The organism is Streptomyces sp. NPDC043176 (genome assembly GCF_056436715.1).
Genome location: NZ_JBWKCA010000004.1, coordinates 410,007 through 427,168 on the forward strand (window position 1 = coordinate 410,007; position 17,162 = coordinate 427,168).

The window sequence follows — 17,162 nt, forward strand, 5'->3', positions numbered from 1 at the left end:
CGACCGATCGAGAAACGAGGTTCCCGTGCCCCAGACCGTCCTGGTCACCGGCGGTGCCGGTTTCATCGGTAGCCACACCTGCGTCGAGCTCCTCCGCGCCGGCCACGAGGTCGTCGTGCTCGACGACCACTCCAACAGCTCCCCCGAGGTCCTCGAACGGGTCGGGAAGATCGCGGGACGCCCCCTCGCGGCAGCCCACGTCGCGGACGTGCGCGACCGGCGGGCCCTCGACACCGTCTTCACGAGCCACCCGATCGACGCCGTGATCCACTTCGCCGCGAAGAAGGCCGTCGGCGAGTCGGTGCGCATCCCGCTCGCGTACTACGACATCAATGTCGGCGGCACGACGGCCCTGGTCTCCGCCATGCACGACCACGGCGTGCACCGGCTGGTGTTCTCGTCCTCCTGCTCGATCTACGGCGACGCCACGACCGTCCCGCTGACCGAGGAGTCGCCGAAGGCACCGACCAACCCGTACGCCACCACCAAGTGGACCTGCGAGCAGATCCTCGCGGACGTCTGCCGGCACGTGCCCGAGCTCCGGGTTCTGGCCCTGCGGTACTTCAACCCGGCCGGTGCCCACCCCACCGGACTCCTCGGCGAGGACCCGAGCGGCGTGCCGAACAACATCATGCCGTTCCTCGCCCAGATCGCCGTGGGCCGCCGCGACGAACTCAGCGTCTTCGGCAACGACTTCCCCACTCCCGACGGGACCGGCATCCGCGACTACGTCCACGTCGTGGACGTCGCCGAAGGGCACCGCACCGCCCTGGACCACATCGACGACGAGCCGGGCATGCGGGTCTTCAACCTCGGCACCGGGCGCGGCGTGTCCGTCCTGGAGCTCGTTCGCACCTTCGAGGAGGTGTCCGGGCGGCCGATCCCGCACCGTGTCACCGGGCGCCGCGCCGGCGACGTCGCCGAACTCGTCGCCGACCCCACGAAGGTCGCCTCGGCCTGGAACTGGACCGCCCGGCGCGACGTGGCCGCCATGTGCCGTGACGCGTGGGCCTTCCAGCAGCAGAACCCGTACGGCTACGCGCCCTGACCGTCGCGTACATCCCACCTCCGCGTTCAGACAGGAGAACACCGCATGCGGTTGACCGTCATCGGAACGGGCTACCTCGGAGCTGTGCACGCCGCGTGCATGGCCGACATCGGGCACGACGTCCTCGGCGTCGATGTCGACGCCGAGAAGATCGCGGCCCTCGCCGAAGGCAGACCCCCCTTCTACGAACCGGGCTTCGACGAAGTCCTCACCCGGGCCCTCGCCTCCGGACGCCTGCGCTTCGGCACCAGTCTGCGCGAGGCGGCGCTGCACGGCGAGGTCCACTTCATCTGCGTGGGCACGCCGCAGCAGGCGGGCTCCCACGCGGCCGACCTGCGGTACGTCGACGCCGTCGTCGACGGGCTCGTGCCTCACCTGCCGGCCTCGTGTCTGGTGGTCGGCAAGTCGACCGTGCCGGTGGGCACCACCGCGCGCCTGACCGCCCGCGTCGCGGGGCTCGTCCCGTCGGGCGTACGGGCCGACGTGGCGTGGAACCCCGAGTTCCTGCGGGAGGGCTTCGCGGTCGAGGACACCTTGCGGCCGGACCGGATCGTCGTCGGCACGGTCGGCCGGGAGCCGGACGAGACACTGCGCCGGGTGTACGCCCCGATGCTGGACGCGGGCGTCCCGTACATCGGCACCGATCCGAGCACGGCCGAGCTCGTGAAGGTCGCGGCCAACTCCTTCCTCGCCACGAAGATCTCCTTCATCAACGCGATGGCCGAGGTCTGCGACGCCGCGGGCGCGGACGTGGTCACCCTCGCCGACGCCCTCGGCCACGACACCCGGATCGGCCGACGGTTCCTCAACGCCGGCCTCGGCTTCGGCGGCGGCTGCCTGCCCAAGGACATCCGGGCGTTCACCGCCCGCGCCCAGGAACTCGGCGTCGGACCCGCGGTGGCCTTCCTGGACCAGGTCGACCGGATCAACGAACGGCAGCGGACGCGGACCGTCGAACTCGCCCGTCAGCTGGCCGGGGGCGACCTGGCCGACCGCCGGGTGACCGTCCTGGGCGCCACCTTCAAGCCGAACAGCGACGACGTGCGCGACTCGCCGGCGCTGGCCGTGGCGGCGGCGCTGCACCGTCAGGGGGCCGACATCCGGGTCCACGACCCGGAGGGCACCCTGAACGCGCACCGCGCCCACCCGGAACTGCGGTGCGAGGCCGATCTTCTGACGGCATGCCGGGGAGCGGAGCTCGTTCTGCACCTCACCGAGTGGGGGCAGTACCGCGAGCTGGACCCGGTGAAGCTGGCCCGGGTCGTCCGCAAGCCGGTCCTCGTCGACGCGCGCAACGCGCTCCCGCACGACGAGTGGCGGGCCGCCGGCTGGACCGTCAAGGCACTCGGCCGTCCCGCGCCGACGGACCGGCCTCCGGCCGCTCGGGCGGGGGAGCCGCTGCGGACCACGATCACCTCGCCGGCCGTCGAGGCGGACCACACCGCCCTGCTGTCCCCGGCGCTGCCGACCGGCGGGGCCTAGACCTTTTCGGCACGCCGACGCCACCCCGCCCGCCCGGTCCTGGACCGGGCGGGCGGGGTGGCGTCATGACACGTCCGGTCGCCGAGGACGTCGCGTGGGGGCTGTGCCGGGGAGACTCAGGGGAGCCGGTGAGCACCGGCTCCCGAGGCATCGACGTCCGGATCAGTGGGCGGTGCGCTACTGCGCGGCACCGGGCCGCAGGGCGTCCGGGAGCCGGTTGCCGAAGTAGTCGACGAGGCCCGCGTCGACGCCCGATGCCTGCGGGCCCATGCTCACGGACACCTCGTCCCCGCAGCGCGGCACCAGGTTCTCGGCCCCGGCCGGGTCGGTGACGGGCACGGTCAGAGCGCGCAGGCACGGGTCGGTGCCGGTGCCGGTCGGCGCGCCGTCGAGGAGCTCCTGGCCCGAGACGGTACGCCAGTCGGCAAGGGTGGTGAAGCGCTGCCTCCCCCAGTTCAGCGACCAGGAGCCCGTGCTGTGGTAGACGTTGCCCCGCAACTGGTGCGTGGCGGGGAGGTACGACGACTCGGCCTCGATCAGGGGTCCGCCGTCGGAGGCGAGGATGTTGTCGTGGACGCTCACGCCACGCATGCCGTCGCGCAGCCGCAGCGCCGGGGACCGGTCCCCCTCCGCCTGGGCGGAGGCGAGGTCCCGCGTCCGCATGACGACCGTGTTGTTGTAGATGTCCAGGTTCTTCATTCGGGAGCCGTAGGCGACGATGCCACCGTATTCGGGGAGCTTCCGCGCGTCGTCCCAGCTCATGTTGAAACGGACGACGTTGTCCCGGTGGGCGCCGGTCGCCTTTCCGGAATAGACGAGGAACCCCGGCCCGTCGTTGCCGTAGGCGAGGTTGTACTGCATGACCGAGTGGGACACGTTGTTGTCGAGGCCGAAACCGCCGCCGTCCACCCGGGATCCGGTCCGGTTCCGGTAGGAGCGGTTGTTCTCCAGGACCACGCTGGTGGAGTCGTACACCCAGATGCCCTCGGGCCCCTCTTCGGCGTCGACCGCGGAGCGCGCGCCGTTGTCGTGGGCGACCGAGCGCATCACCTTCGCGTCCCGGACGCTGCCGAGGGTGATGCCGCTTCCGGTATTGCGCTCGTCACTGTCCGGGTCGCCGGTGTTGGAGTACGCCGTGACCCGCTCGATCCGCAGCCCGGAGTGCGCGTAGGCCGGGCGGTCCGCCTCGAACTCCGGTCCGTGGAAGACGAGGCCGGCCTCAAGGTTGTGGTGCACGGAGACATCGCTGATGCGCACGTCACGGTAGCCGGTGACGGCGTCGCCCGCCGTGCCGACGCTGATCCCCCTCTGGAAGCCCCGCGCCTCCACGTTCGCGATCCTGACGTGGGAGAGCGGCCGGCCCTCGGGACGGGTGGCACGGAAAGCGATCCCGATCCCTTCGCGCAGCGCCTTGCGGTCGCCGATCAGCGCGATGTTCCTGATCTCCACACCCGCGGTGTCGTGCACGGTGATGCCGGAGGTACCGCGGGGCACGATCGTGGCACGACCCGTGCCGTACGACTCGATCACCACCGGCCGCGCCGCGCTGCCCGCCTCGCCCTCCTCCAGGGTGATGGTGCCACGGAACCGTGCGCCGCCCTTGAGCCGGAGCCTGTCACCGGGCCGGAAGTTCGCGGTGTTCGCGTGATCGAGGGTCCGCCAGGGCTTCCCCGGCGACATGCCGTCGTTCCCGTCGTCGCCGTCCGGACTCACGTAGAAGGTGAACGGACCGCCGCTCGCGGGGCGGGCGGGGCGGTAGACACCCGGCACGTCGCACCCCGTGAGCAGCAGGAGCACCGCGGCCGAGACTCCCGCCGCGGATTTCGTCGTCCGGCTCCGCTTCACCGCGTTCACGCGCACCCCCTGGGGACGTACTGGTGCCCTATCAGGCACATGAAGTAGCAGACTGCCAGAAAAGGGACATGCGAAACGCCGACGAACGCGCGGCATCCGAGTCACGTATGGCGCGTCACGCCTTCGGGCGGCCGTGTCCGCCGCAGCAATCGCACCGGCACGAGGCGGACCGCGGCCACGCGGCCGCCGCACTGCCGGCCGGTCCCGCACCCGCGCTCGCCGAGTCCGCACGGTCGGACGCGGCGGCCGCCAAGGTCGACTCCGCGCTCGCGACGGCCGTGCACGACGGCGGCGACGCCTCCTTCTTCGTCGTCCTCGAGAACCGGGCCGACCTGGCCACCGCAGAGAAGCAGAGCACGCGTGCGAAGGCCGCCACGGCCGCGTTCAAGGCGCTGAAGGCCACCGCGGAGAACAGCCGGCGGTCGATCGACGCCTTTCCCGCTCCGACAGGATTCGGTCGAGCGGACCTTCACCGGGCCGGGACGCCGGGCCATCACCCCACAACCCGGCCTCCGGGGCGTCGGCGGGCACTCCTCCGCCTGACGACGGCCCCTCCTGCGGTGTCGGGCAGACCGTCGCCGGTCGGCTCCGACGCGTTCTCCTAGGATTCACCGCCGCACGTGGTCCGGCCGAAGGCTCCGGTGGCGGTGGCCCGTTGGACGTGCCGGCCGCGCACGGCCAGGGTGCAGCTGGCCGTACCGCCCTTCTCGCCCAGGGTGACGTCGAGGACCGGCGCGGCGCCGAGCGGAACGCTCACGGTCTTCCGCCAGGGCAGGCCGACACGCGTGACGACGTGCGCCTCGTCGCCGCCCGCCCCTCGGTAGGAGACATCGACCGCGCCCTCGCCGAGCACCTCGTAGGTCACGTCGTAGGTCGCCTCGGCGGTGGGCGTCGCGGCCCGCCCGGCCACGACCTCGCCCTCGGTGTCGGTGTGGAGGAATCCGTACGCGACGAGCGCGCCGCACGCGAGCAGCAGAGCCGCGACGACGGCCACGCCGCCGCGATCGATGCGGCGATTCGGTTCTTCGGTCGCCGGCATGGCAGCACCTTCCGTCGAGGAATCGGATTGGGTTATACACCACCGGATTCGATGGACGCCAGGCAACGGAAATGTCGGGCAACACGGCCCCAATCGCCGGTGACCGGTCAGCGAAATGCCCTTAATGGGCGTGTGGTTGACGGCGCATCAGTTCCATGGTGAAGAATCCCACCGCCCGCGATCGAGGCTCCGGCAAGGCCGTTTTCCCTACGGGGACCACGGCCTGGTTCGCCATGCGTTCAGGCGCTTCGGTCGATGTCAGGTAACCGAAGAGGGGAATGGCGTGAAAGCGAGATACGGGCCGGCAATAGCCTGCCTCGTGGTATCTGCGGTCGTCGGTACCATGATTCCACAAGTCGCCTACGCAGCACCGGTTTCGACCGATGACGGCAAGGGCATGGCCGACACTTTCGCCGACTGGTTCACAGAGGACGAGGACGAGGGCGGACCGGAACTTCCCTCGACCGGCGGGGCTCCGGTGCTGCCCAGCCGGGAGAAGCTGCCGCAGGGCAAGGCGGCCGGAAAGCCGCGGCGCGTCGCCGAACTGGCGGACCGCCGCACGACGAACGCCCGGTACTGGAAGCTGTCCGACGGGCGCGTGCAGGCCGAGGTGTCGGTGGAGCCGACGGCGTACCGGTCGGGGAAGTCGTGGAAGGACATCGACCCGACGGTCACGGCGGCCGGGTCCGGGGGCTTCGCCTTCACCAACACGACGAACGTCGCACGTACGTCCTTCGGCGCCGATGCGGCGAGGCTGCTGCGCTTCGAGGCCGGCACCGGTCACGCGGTGACCCTGGGTCTGGAGGGCGCGGGCACGCTCGCCCCCGTCGCCAAGGGCGACACCGTCACGTACAAGGACGCCGTGGCCGGCGCGGACCTGACCTACCAGGTGGGTCCGGGGCGGGTGAAGGAGAACATCGTCCTGGACGCCCGGCCGACCGGCCCGGTGACGTTCACGTTCACGCTGGACGCGGGCGGGCTGACGCCGAAGGCCGCCAAGGACGGCTCGATCCGGTTCTACGGCGAGGGCGCGGATCCGGTCCTCGTCGTTCCGGCCGCGTTCATGACGGACGCGGGGAAGGACGCCTCCTCTCCGTACGGCACCGGGTACAGCTCCGCCGTCGAGCAGAAGCTCGTCCGGGCGGGCAAGAGCTGGAAGCTGACGGTCACGCCGGACGCGAAGTGGCTCGCCGCGCCGGAGCGGCGGTACCCGGTCACGATCGACCCGACGATCTCGATCGCGCCCACGCCGAGCACGGCGCAGGACGTGATGATCTCCTCGGACGGTCCGGGCGACAACTACGACGAGAACTGGCGGCTGTCCGTCGGCAACACCAGCACCGGCACGTCGCGTGCGCTGCTGCGGTTCCCGCTGACCGGCGTCCCGGCCGGCACCAAACTCGATTCGGCCGATCTGAAGCTGTACTACGACCAGACCCACACCACCGGTGACACCGAGGTCCGGCTGGAGGCGCACCGCGCCACCCAGCCGTGGACCGAGGACGCGGCCACCTGGAACAGCGCGAGCGCGCTCACGGGCGAGCTGTCGGGCACGTCGGTCGTGGTGGACGACGGCGACGCCGGACGGACGGCCGCCGTCGGCGCCTGGCCGGCTTCGGGCAACACCGCGTACACGCAGTACGCGGTGAACCAGGACTACCTGTACAACAAGGACTCGGTCGCGGGTGACACGTACACCTGGCAGCCGAACCTCCCCGAGGACGGCACCTACCAGGTCGAGGCGCACTACGTCCCGGCCTCGGACCGTGCCACCAGCGCGCCGTACACCGTCACGTACGACGGCGGGTCGAAGGCGTACACGGTCGACCAGCAGGCCGGCACGGGCGGCGTGTGGAAGACCCTGGGCTCGCATCCGTTCAAGGCGGGCACGCTCGGCAAGATCGCCCTGGGGGACGGTCCGGCCTCGACGAGCACGTCGGTGATCGCGGACGCCGTCCGGTTCACCAAGGGCGGTGTGGTCACCAAGAAGCCGGGCGAGCTCGACACCTGGCACTCCTTCCCGGTGACGAAGACGGTCCAGCAGTGGATCGACGGCACCTACACGAACAACGGCTTCGTGATCAAGGCCGGTGACGAGTCCGCGAACGGCCCGAAGGGCGGACCGCGGTACGAGGGAAGCGAGTACGGGTACGGCGGCGAGACCGCCCACTACCCGCGCCTCGTCATGACCTTCGGACGTCAGGGCGTCGACCTCGCGACCCCGACCACCGTCCACGACACGGGCGCGGAGCTGACCTGGTCGGCCTACCAGGACCCGGACCCCATCGTGACCGGCGACGACATCGCCGAGTACCAGGTCCACCGCTCCGTCACCCAGGCCTTCACCCCGTCGGCCGCCACCCTCGTCGCGCCCGTCGCGTCCACGGTGACCTCGTTCACGGACACGAGCGCCGTGCCGACGAGGGCCGACGACCCCGACCCGTTCGGCCGCGCGTACTACTACATGGTCGCGGTCAAGACGAAGGACGGGCAGGTCCTCGCCGCCCCCAGCCGGCTCGTACGGCTGCCGAAGGCGGGCCGGACGACGAAGGTGCTGGACGCGACGCAGGACACCACCCTGTCCTCCGCCCGGCCCACGTCCCTCCTCGACACGATCGACGACGGCGGCCCGAAGAACTGGCTCAGCGTCGGCAACAACTCCGTCACCTACGGCGACACCCGCGCCGTGCTGAAGTTCCCGGCCCTCGGCATCCCCGCCACCGCGCGCGTCCTCGAGGCCGACGTGCGCCTGTGGAGCACCCAGACCTCCACGGAAGCCGCCGGTGCGGTCTACGAACTCCGTCCGCTGACGCGGGACTTCGACGAGGCCGGCGCGACCTGGGTCAAGGCCGACGCGGCCACGAACTGGGCGGCCGCGGGCGGTGACTTCGGCGCCGTCGCGAGTGACACCGGGGCCAAGACGAACGACCCGTCGCGGCACGACTGGACGGTCACCTCGCTCGCGCAGTCCTGGGTGACGACCCCGTCGTCCCAGCGGGGCGTGGTCCTCAAGATGGCCGACGAGGCCGCGCAGCAGGAGCGGACCCTGTTCCTGTCCTCCGAGGGCACCGAGCAGCGCCTGCGGCCCAGGATCGCGGTCACGTACATCGACTCGACGACCGAGTCGACCTACTACGCGCCGCAGACCCCGGCCCGGATCACCCCGAACAGCGACCACACCGTCGAGTTCACCCTCACCAACACCACCACGTCCGTCTGGAAGGCCGGCACCCGCGCCCTGAGCTACCGGTGGGCGCTCCCGGACGGCACGGACGCCACGACCGGCGGCAACCAGCTCCAGACGGCCCTGCCCGCCGATCTGCTGCCCGGGGACTCGGTCACCCTGCAGGCCCGGCTCCGCGCACCCGTCAACTCCGGCTCCGGCAGCAAGCGCACGGAGTACGTCCTCACCTGGGACGTCCGGGACACGGCGGCGGGCACCTGGCTGTCCGGGACGGGCGGTCCGGCCGGGCTCCGGATGAACGTCACCGTCGAGGACCCGACCTCGGACCAGCTCGGTCTGGAGAAGTTCTCCTCGTACAACGGCAAGAACACCGGCGCTGGTTCGTCGCTGATGAACAACACCGCCGTCGGCAACACCGTCTGGCAGTACAACGCCCTGAGCAACCCGGGCCGCGGCCTGAACACCTTCGTCCGCTTCGCCTACAACACCCAGGACACCTCGGACACCGTCGCCGGTCACGGCTGGTCCGTGCAGGCCGCGGGGCCGATCCGGCTCGGCGCCCCGCTGGACTTCCACCCGAACCCGAACCCGCGGGAGGTCCGGCTGCCCGACGGCGACGGCACCACCCACGTGTTCCGGGTACAGGCGGACGGCTCGTGGAAGGCGCCGGCCGGCGTCCACTTCCGGCTGTCGGCCAAGCCGGGTCTCGACTGCACCCCGGCGAAGGACCCGATCCCGGACGCCTGGACCCTGACGCGTCCGGACGGCACCCGGTTCCTGTTCGGCTGTGACGGCTACCAGACCTCCGTCGTCGACAAGAACGGCAACACCCAGACGTTCACGTACGAGGAACGCAAGTCGAACAACAAGCCGACCAAGTTCCTCACGTACATCACCGACCCCGCCGGGCGGCAGACGCTCACCGCCACCTACTACACCAAGGCGGAGACCAACAGCCCGAAGATCGTCGACCACCTGAAGACGGTCACCGACGTCTCGGGCCGCAAGCTGACCCTCGAGTACTCCGACAAGGGACTGCTCACCAAGCTGACCGACGGCGCGGGCTCGTCCCAGCCGAAGGTCTTCGGCTTCACGTACGACGCCGAGCAGGGCAACAAGAACGTCAAGCTGGTCCGGATCACCGACCCGCGCGGCAACGCCACCGCTCTCGACTACTACCACCCGAGCGAGGGCGACGACCCGAAGTACCATTGGTGGACCCAGTCCATCACCGACCGCATCGGCGGCGCCACGCGGTTCGCCTACGCCGCGGACACGACCGACACCCGCTTCACGTCCACGGTGGTCACGGACGCCGAGGGCCACGACGCCACGTACGTCACCGACGACTTCGGTCGCCCGGTGCGGTCCGTCAACGCCAAGTCGCAGCAGACCGAGCTGGCGTGGGACGCGGACAACAACGTCACGTACATGGAGGAGAACAACGGGGCCGTCACCGCGTACTGCTACGACCCGCTCACCGGCTACCCGCTGTGGAAGCGCACCGCGGAGCACAACAAGGGTGGGGTCCCGCCGCAGAGCGACTGCGCGCCCGGCAAGTACCCGGCCGACGCCCAGAAGTTCGAGTACGTCAAACGACTGGACGGCTACTCCTCCGACCTGTACCGCAAGACGTCGCCGGAGGGCCGCGCCTGGCAGTTCGGCTACGACTCCTTCGGCAACCTGAAGACGGTCACCGACCCGAAGGGCGTCGCGACGCCCACCGCGGGCGACTACACGACCACGTACGAGTACGACACCCACGGCCAGCTCACCAAGGCCACCGACGCCAACGGCCACTCCACGGTCAACAGCGAGTTCACGCCGACCGGTTACCCGGCGAAGATCACGGACGCCCTCGGCAACAGCATGGGCTACGAGTACGACGTGCGCGGCAAGGTCACCAGGACGACCGACCCGCTGGGCCACCGCACCACGCAGACGTACGACACATACGGCCGGCCGCTGATCAGGACGGCGCCGAGGGACCAGGCCGCGGGTGACCTGATCACCGTTCCGGCGCCCGACTACGACGCCAACGACAACGTCACCAAGGCGATCGCGCCCACCGGTGCCGTCTCCACGGCGGTCTACGACGCGGCCGACCAGCTCACCGAGGCCACCTCTCCGCAGGACACGCCGACCGCGCCGCTGCGCCGGACGGTCTACTCCTACGACAAGACCGGCCACCTGAAGACCACGACCGAGCCGAAGGGCGTGGCCACGCCCGGGATCCCGGACGACTACACCACCACCCAGAACTACGACGAGATCTACCAGCTCGCCTCGGTCGTCAACGCCCTCGGCGAGAAGATCACGTACACGTACGACGAGGTGGGCAACAACGTCAAGGTCGTCGACCCGAAGAAGAACCGGACGGCCGACCCCGACGACTTCTCGTCGAAGATGACCTACGACCTGGAGCACCGGGTCACCTCGGTCACCGACCCGCTGGGCAACGTGACGCGCCGCGCCTACGACAAGGACGCGCTGGTCGTCGCCGACACGGACCCCGACGGCAACACCACCTACTCCGCCTACGACGAGCGGGGCCGCAAGACCGAGCAGAGGGTTCCGCACTCGGGCTCCGGCGCCGGCACCACGTACCGCACCACCCGCTACGAGTACGACCAGGTCGGCAACGCCACCCGGGTCATCACCCCGCGCGGCACGGAGACGGCGAACGCCGACGACTTCACCAGCCGCACCGAGTACGACGAGCTGAACCGGCCGGTCAAGCAGTACCTGCCGTACGACCCCTCGGACGCCCGCCACAACGACCCGAACGTCTACACGCGGACGTTCTACGACGCGGCCGGCCGTGTCACCCGGACCTCGCAGCCCCCCTCGGAGGGGCAGACGGTCCGCAACGACACCGAGTTCACCTACTACGACAACGGGTGGACCAAGAGCTCCACCGACCCGTGGGACATCCGGACGAGTTACGAGTACGACGACCTGGGGCTGCAGACCTCCAGGACGCTCAGCTCCGCCGGCGGGTCCGTCAGCCGCACCATGGGCTGGAGCTACTACCCGAACGGCAAGCTGAAGGAGAAGACCGACGACGGCGTGCCGGTCGGCACCGCGGTGCCGCTCGTCGACAACTCCGACGCCCAGCACACCGCCTCCACCGGTACCTGGACCACGGCGAACCTCACCGGGCAGCAGGGCTTCGACCACCGCGTGCACGCGGCCGGAGCCGGGACGGACGCGTACTCCTGGACGCTGAACATCCCGAAGAACGGCAAGTACACCGCCTACGTGAAGTTCCCGCAGGTCGCGGGCGCCAGCAAGACCGCCAGGTACAAGGTCGCCCACGCCGCCGGCAGCACCGACCGCACGGTCGACCAGTCCACCGCGGCGGGCACCTGGGTCAGCCTGGGCACGTACGACTTCGCCCAGGGCAACGCGGCGAAGCTGGAGCTGTTCCAGGCCGCCGACGGCAAGGTCGTGGCCGACGGGGTCAAGCTGGTGCGCGACCTCACCGGTGACATCGACGCGGAGAAGCACCATTTCCGCTACGCCTACGACCTGAACGACAACCTCTCGCTGATCGACGACCTGTCGTCCGGCGCCGAGGTCGACACGTACACGATCTCCTACACCGGTCTGAACCGGGTGTCCGGGATCACCGAGACCCTGGCCGGCCGGCAGAAGACCAGCACGGCCTACACGTACGACGCCAACGACCAGCCCGAGAGCATCACCCACCCCGATCAGTACTCGAAGTACACCTACGACCTGAGGGAGAAGGTCAAGACGGTCTCGGTGGGCACCTCGCCCACGGACGCCGACCCCAAGGTCACCTCGTACACCTACACCGACCGCGGTGAGTCGCTGCGGGAGACCAAGGACAACGGCAACACCGTCGACTTCGCCTACTTCCTCGACGGCGCGGTCAGGACCAGCGCGGAGAAGAAGGCCGACGGCACGCTGGTGGCCTCGCACACCTACGCCTACGACGCCAACGGCAACAAGGCGCAGGACGCGTCCAAGAAGATGAACGCCGACAACCACTCGGCGTACCTCGAGTCCACCACCGCGTACACCTACGACCCGGTCGACCGGATCGCCAAGTCGGTGAAGACCGGCAACGGCGCCGCCACGGAGGCGTACGTCCACGACGACAACGCCAACGTCGTCCAGCAGACCGTCGGCGGCACCGCGACGGACTTCCGTTACGACCGCAACCGGCTCCAGACGTCGACCACCGCGGGATCCGTCACCTCCTTCAACTACGACCCGCTGGGTCGTCAGGAGTCGACGTCCCAGGACGGTCAGATCGTCTCGCGCAGCGTCTACGACGGCTTCGACCACGTCGTCGAGTCCCAGCAGCGGGACGGCTCCGGCGCGATGAAGTCGACGAAGTACACCTTCGACCCGCTCGACCGCACCTCGTCGAAGACCGCGGACGGCAAGACCACCGACTACCGCTACCTCGGCCTCTCCCAGGAGGTGCTGACCGAGGAGGTGGCCGGCAAGCTCACCAAGTCCTACCAGTACAGCCCGTGGGGCCAGCGCCTGTCGCAGGTCAAGCACAACGAGAACGGGACGACCGAGGACGCCTACTACGGCTACAACAGCCACACGGACGTCGAGACGCTGACCGACGCCGGCGGCGACACCAAGGCCACCTACGGCTACACGGCCTACGGCAACGACGACTCGTCGGAGTTCACCGGCATCGACAAGCCGGACGCCTCCGACCCGACGAAGGAGGAGTACAACTCCTACCGCTACAGCGCCAAGCGGTGGGACGCCGGGTCCGGTACGTACGACATGGGATTCCGTGACTACGACCCCGGGCTCAACCGCTTCACCAGCCGGGACATGTACAACGGAGCCCTGGCCGACATGGGCCTGGGCAGCGACCCCTTCACCGGCAACCGCTACGCCTTCACCGGCGGCAACCCGATCAGCAACGTCGAGATCGACGGCCACTGGTTCGCCCTCGCGATCCCCGCGGTGGCCGTGGCCTTCGTCGCCGCGGTCGTGGTGGTCGTCGCCGTCATCGCCGTCGCCGCGGCGGTCGAGTACGTCGTCAACGAGGTCCGGGACCGGATCGACGAGGCCTCCCGGGACGACACCGCCGACGAGCCCGCACCGGACCCGCAGCGCCTTCCCCGGCCCCGGCCCCAGCCCGAGCCCGACAGCGACGACGACCGTTCGGGTTGCGGCGACGGCTGGATCCAGTACGGCGAGCGGGACGCGGCCAACGGCAACCGGGCCACGGCCGCCGAGGCCTGCCTGACCAAGGAGTACCTGAGCAAGAACAAGGGAACCGGCGTGGGTTCCAACCCGCCGGGATACGAGTGGGCGCAGGACTACGCCAAGGGCAAGGGCCTCGACGCGCAGAAGAACGTCAACGCGTGCCACCTCATCGGCAACAAGCTGGCGGGCAAGGGCGTCCTGGCGAACCTCTCCCCGTGCGCTCGCGGTGCCAACGCCAAGCAGATCGGCTCCACGCAGGGCGAAGAGCACATGAGGGCGTACGAACTGCAGGTCTACAACGCCGTGATGGCGGGCCAGGACGTCATGTACACCGTGTCGCCCCGCTACGACGGCAACAGGACGGTGCCGACCGGTTACGATATGTCGGCGTACGGCGTGAATCCTGATGGTTCGGTAGGAATCAACTTCCAGGTGTTCATCCCGAACACGCTCAGCACGGGAGACAATCTCGGCACACAGAGCAGCGGCGGTTCGCCGGTACCCACGGGGAGCACCCCATGACGGGCACCGGAGCGGACCGCACGGAAACGGAGCGAGGCACCGATGAGTGAGCCGACCGACCTGGACGCCCTGCGACGGCTGATGCCGCCGCCGAAGGACGGGGACACGACGGTCGACTGGACCGCCCTCGCGGCGTCGTGGGGCAAGCCGTTCCCGGACGACTTCCGGCGCTTCATCGAGGTGTACGGGGCCGGCGCGGTACAGAACTACCTGTCGATCGGCAGGCCGGAGCCCAAGGTGCCGCTGGAACAGGCCCCGCGGGACGGCATGGTGATCGAGACCGCGAACGCGGAGGCCGACTGGGAGACGGAGGAGAAGACTCCCGAGCTGGAGGGCACTTCCCCGGTGCTGATCACCTGGGGGGTCTCCGCCACCGCGGACATGCTGTGCTGGGACGCGTCGGACGACGATCCCGCCAAGTGGCCCGTCGTGGTCTACCACCGCAACGACATGCTGTGGAGCCGCTACGACTGCGGGATGGTCGAGTTCCTCGTCCGGAACTTCCGTGCCGAATGGCCGGAGAATCCGCTGGGCGGCGAGTTCCTCTGGGACGTGAGCGAGGTGACGTTCCAGGCACAGGGCTGACGCCCCCCAGTGTGTGCGAGACGCTCGGCCGGGGTTCCCCGGCCGAGCGTTTCGCGTGAGCGGCGGTCGCCGTTTCTCGCGGGCGGCGGTCGGCGTTTCTCGTGACCGGCGGTCCAGGTTTCTCGCGGCCGGCCGTCGAGGTTCCTCGCGGCCGGCGGTGGGCCCGGCCCGGTCCGTCGGCCCCCGGCCTCAGCCCACGTCGAGCGCGTTCCGCAGACCGAGCCGGTAGCGCAGACGGTCGTGGCGCTTGAGTCCCTCCAGCTCCGGGGCCCGGAAGAGGGGCCGGACCTCGCAGCGTGCGGCGGGCGAGGCCGTCCGGTCGAGCAGGGCGTTGACGGCTTGGCGGGCGGAGGCGTTGGCGCCTTCCATCGTCGCCAGGTCGATGTCGACGGCCACGTAGTCGCCGGCCAGGAAGAAGTTGGGGATCCTGGTGGCGGCCTTCGGTCGGTGGTGGAAAGTGCCGACCGGATGGATGAGGAGCTGGTCCTCGTTGGTCGGGTTCGGCGTGCCGAGGCCGTCGACTCCCGGGTCCAGGAACCAGGAGTGCAGTGCGCTGTCCTTCAGGACCGTACGACCGGTCTCGTTGAACGCGGCTTTCAACTGTGCCCAGACCTCCCGGGCGACCTCTGTACGGGTGCACTGTTTGGCCGTCTTGCCGTAGAGGATGCCGGGGCGGTCCCATTCCGAGATGTCCACCGAGAGGCAGTCGACGGCGGCTCCGTCGCCGTAGTCGGCGGGGAAGTCGCGGGACGGCCAGTGGCGCGCCTGCTGAATGGCCGTCAAGGACCACGGTGAGTCGATGCAGTTGGCGTGTCCGGCGAGCAGCGGCGCGTGTTCGGTGAGGTAGAACTGGATGCCCGTCATCCAGTCCGTTTCCAGCCTGTCGCACCGCGCCAGTTGCGGATCCGCCGCCCGCAGGGCCGCGCTCCAGGTCCTCCGGGCGTGCTCCACCGGCATCGCGGAGACGTAGTGATCGGCGGTCACCGAGCGGCGGACGCCCTGGGGATCCTCGACGACGACCGCGCCGATCCGCCCGGAGCCGGTGTCGTAGGCCAGTTCCCTCACGGTCCAGCCGATCCGGAACTCCACCCCGAGGCTCGTCAGATGTGCCGCCCAGGGATCGATCCAGGCCTCGTTGGTGGGCAGGTTCAGGATCCGGTCGAGGGGCCCGTCGGCACCGCGCCCCAAGGCGTTGAAGGCGAAGGCCTCCAGGAGGGTGGCGACCGTACGGGTGCTGGCCTCCTCGGCCTTCGTCGCCACGATGTTGCGGGTCAGCCCGACTGCCAGGACGCGCTGGTAGTCGTAGCTCATCCGCTCGGCCCGCAGGAACTCCCACCAGGGTGTCCGTTCCCACGTGTCGTCGCGCCGCTCGTCGCAGCTGGTCAGGAAGACGAGGAAGCGGTTGACGAAGTACGCGGCCTCGTGGAGCGGGAGGGAGCCCGCGGTGTCGAGGAGTGCGGTCAGGGCGCGGCGGATCTCGTCGAGGGTGAGCTCGGCGGGCCTGTGTCCCGGCCAGGGGAGCGGGATGCGCAGGTCCTCGCGACCGGTGCGGGCGAAGGACATCTCGGCCGGAGCGACGAGGTTGTCCCAGACTCCGTTGGCGTTCCCCGGGAAGGGGATGCGCCGCATCGTGTCGGGGAGGTTGTGGTAGATGCCGGGGATGAACCGGAAGCCGTGCTCGGCGGGGAGCGGGCGCCGGCTGCCGCGCGCGCTGTCCGGTACGTCCATGGAGCGTGCCTTGCCGCCCAGCGCCCTGCGCTCGTAGACGGTGACGCGGAAGCCGCGCTCGGCCAGTTCGTGGGCTGCGGTCAGTCCCGCGACCCCGCCGCCGAGAACGGCCACGGACTGCGGCGCGGACGGCTCCGCGGCGGCGGCGGGTACGGCGCCGGGAGCGACCGCTCCGACGGCGACCGCTCCGGTCGTGGCGGCCACGCCGGCCACGAAGGTGCGTCGTGAGGTGCCCGTACGGTCCATGCCCCAACCCCTTTACCGCCGGTAACCATGCGTCCGACGCAGGAGCATAGGGGTGTCCCCCCGGTCCCGGAAGTCACGTGCGGGTCCCGTTCGCGGATGGCGCGATCCAGCCCCTCACACGGCAGCCGGTGCGGTCCGGGGAACCCCGGGCCCGCGCCGGGGGTCGAAGCGACGTCCCCTTCGCGAGCGGCTTCCGCGGGGGCCCGGAGGCCTGGCCGCGCGACTTCGAGCAGGCCGTGCGGGCCCGGGGCCCGCGCCTCGCC

General features: G+C 70.2%; 8 protein-coding genes. 5 read left to right on the forward strand and 3 right to left on the reverse strand.

The window, feature by feature from the left end:
- Nucleotides 1–25: 25 nt before the first annotated feature.
- Together galE and AC067A_RS09045 are read left to right on the forward strand one after the other, a co-directional pair.
- Entirely contained in the window at nt 26–1,048 is a 1,023-nt protein-coding gene (gene galE / locus AC067A_RS09040; protein ID WP_478616590.1) for a UDP-glucose 4-epimerase GalE, read from the forward strand.
- 45 nt (nt 1,049–1,093) lie between these two features.
- Entirely contained in the window at nt 1,094–2,530 is a 1,437-nt protein-coding gene (locus AC067A_RS09045) for a UDP-glucose dehydrogenase family protein (RefSeq protein WP_478616593.1), read from the forward strand.
- 177 nt (nt 2,531–2,707) lie between these two features.
- Here AC067A_RS09045 and AC067A_RS09050 read toward each other — a convergent pair whose 3' ends face one another.
- The gene (locus AC067A_RS09050) at nt 2,708–4,384 is read right to left on the reverse strand and encodes a right-handed parallel beta-helix repeat-containing protein (RefSeq protein ID WP_478616596.1); all 1,677 of its coding nucleotides are present in this window, start codon (nt 4,382–4,384) and stop codon (nt 2,708–2,710) included.
- A 68-nt stretch (nt 4,385–4,452) separates the two neighbouring features.
- Here AC067A_RS09050 and AC067A_RS09055 point away from each other — a divergent pair, with 68 nt between their 5' ends.
- Nucleotides 4,453–4,989 carry a hypothetical protein gene (locus AC067A_RS09055; protein ID WP_478616599.1) on the forward strand — a complete coding sequence of 179 codons (537 nt, stop codon included), beginning with the start codon at nt 4,453–4,455 and terminating at the stop codon, nt 4,987–4,989.
- Here AC067A_RS09055 and AC067A_RS09060 read toward each other — a convergent pair.
- Entirely contained in the window at nt 4,986–5,423 is a 438-nt protein-coding gene (locus AC067A_RS09060; protein ID WP_478616602.1) for a hypothetical protein, read from the reverse strand. The two genes, AC067A_RS09055 and AC067A_RS09060, sit on opposite strands and share 4 nt — an antisense overlap.
- 397 nt (nt 5,424–5,820) lie before the next feature.
- Here AC067A_RS09060 and AC067A_RS09065 point away from each other — a divergent pair, with 397 nt between their 5' ends.
- Nucleotides 5,821–14,340: a golvesin C-terminal-like domain-containing protein gene (locus tag AC067A_RS09065; protein WP_478616605.1), complete on the forward strand. Its 8,520-nt coding sequence runs from the start codon at nt 5,821–5,823 to the stop codon at nt 14,338–14,340.
- A gap of 42 nt (nt 14,341–14,382) precedes the next feature.
- Entirely contained in the window at nt 14,383–14,925 is a 543-nt protein-coding gene (locus AC067A_RS09070) for an SMI1/KNR4 family protein (protein WP_478616608.1), read from the forward strand.
- 189 nt (nt 14,926–15,114) lie between these two features.
- Here AC067A_RS09070 and AC067A_RS09075 read toward each other — a convergent pair whose 3' ends face one another.
- The gene (locus tag AC067A_RS09075; protein ID WP_478616611.1) at nt 15,115–16,899 is read right to left on the reverse strand and encodes a hydroxysqualene dehydroxylase; all 1,785 of its coding nucleotides are present in this window, start codon (nt 16,897–16,899) and stop codon (nt 15,115–15,117) included.
- Between the last annotated feature and the right edge of the window lie 263 nt (nt 16,900–17,162).

Coding starts and splice junctions, on each gene's coding strand:
- AC067A_RS09060 (WP_478616602.1), bottom strand. CDS start 5,423: ATGCCGGCGACCGAAGAACCGAATCGCCGCATCGATCGCGGCGGCGTG.
- AC067A_RS09065 (WP_478616605.1), top strand. CDS start 5,821: ATGGCCGACACTTTCGCCGACTGGTTCACAGAGGACGAGGACGAGGGC.
- AC067A_RS09055 (WP_478616599.1), top strand. CDS start 4,453: ATGCGAAACGCCGACGAACGCGCGGCATCCGAGTCACGTATGGCGCGT.
- AC067A_RS09070 (WP_478616608.1), top strand. CDS start 14,383: ATGAGTGAGCCGACCGACCTGGACGCCCTGCGACGGCTGATGCCGCCG.
- AC067A_RS09045 (WP_478616593.1), top strand. CDS start 1,094: ATGCGGTTGACCGTCATCGGAACGGGCTACCTCGGAGCTGTGCACGCC.
- AC067A_RS09075 (WP_478616611.1), bottom strand. CDS start 16,899: ATGGACCGTACGGGCACCTCACGACGCACCTTCGTGGCCGGCGTGGCC.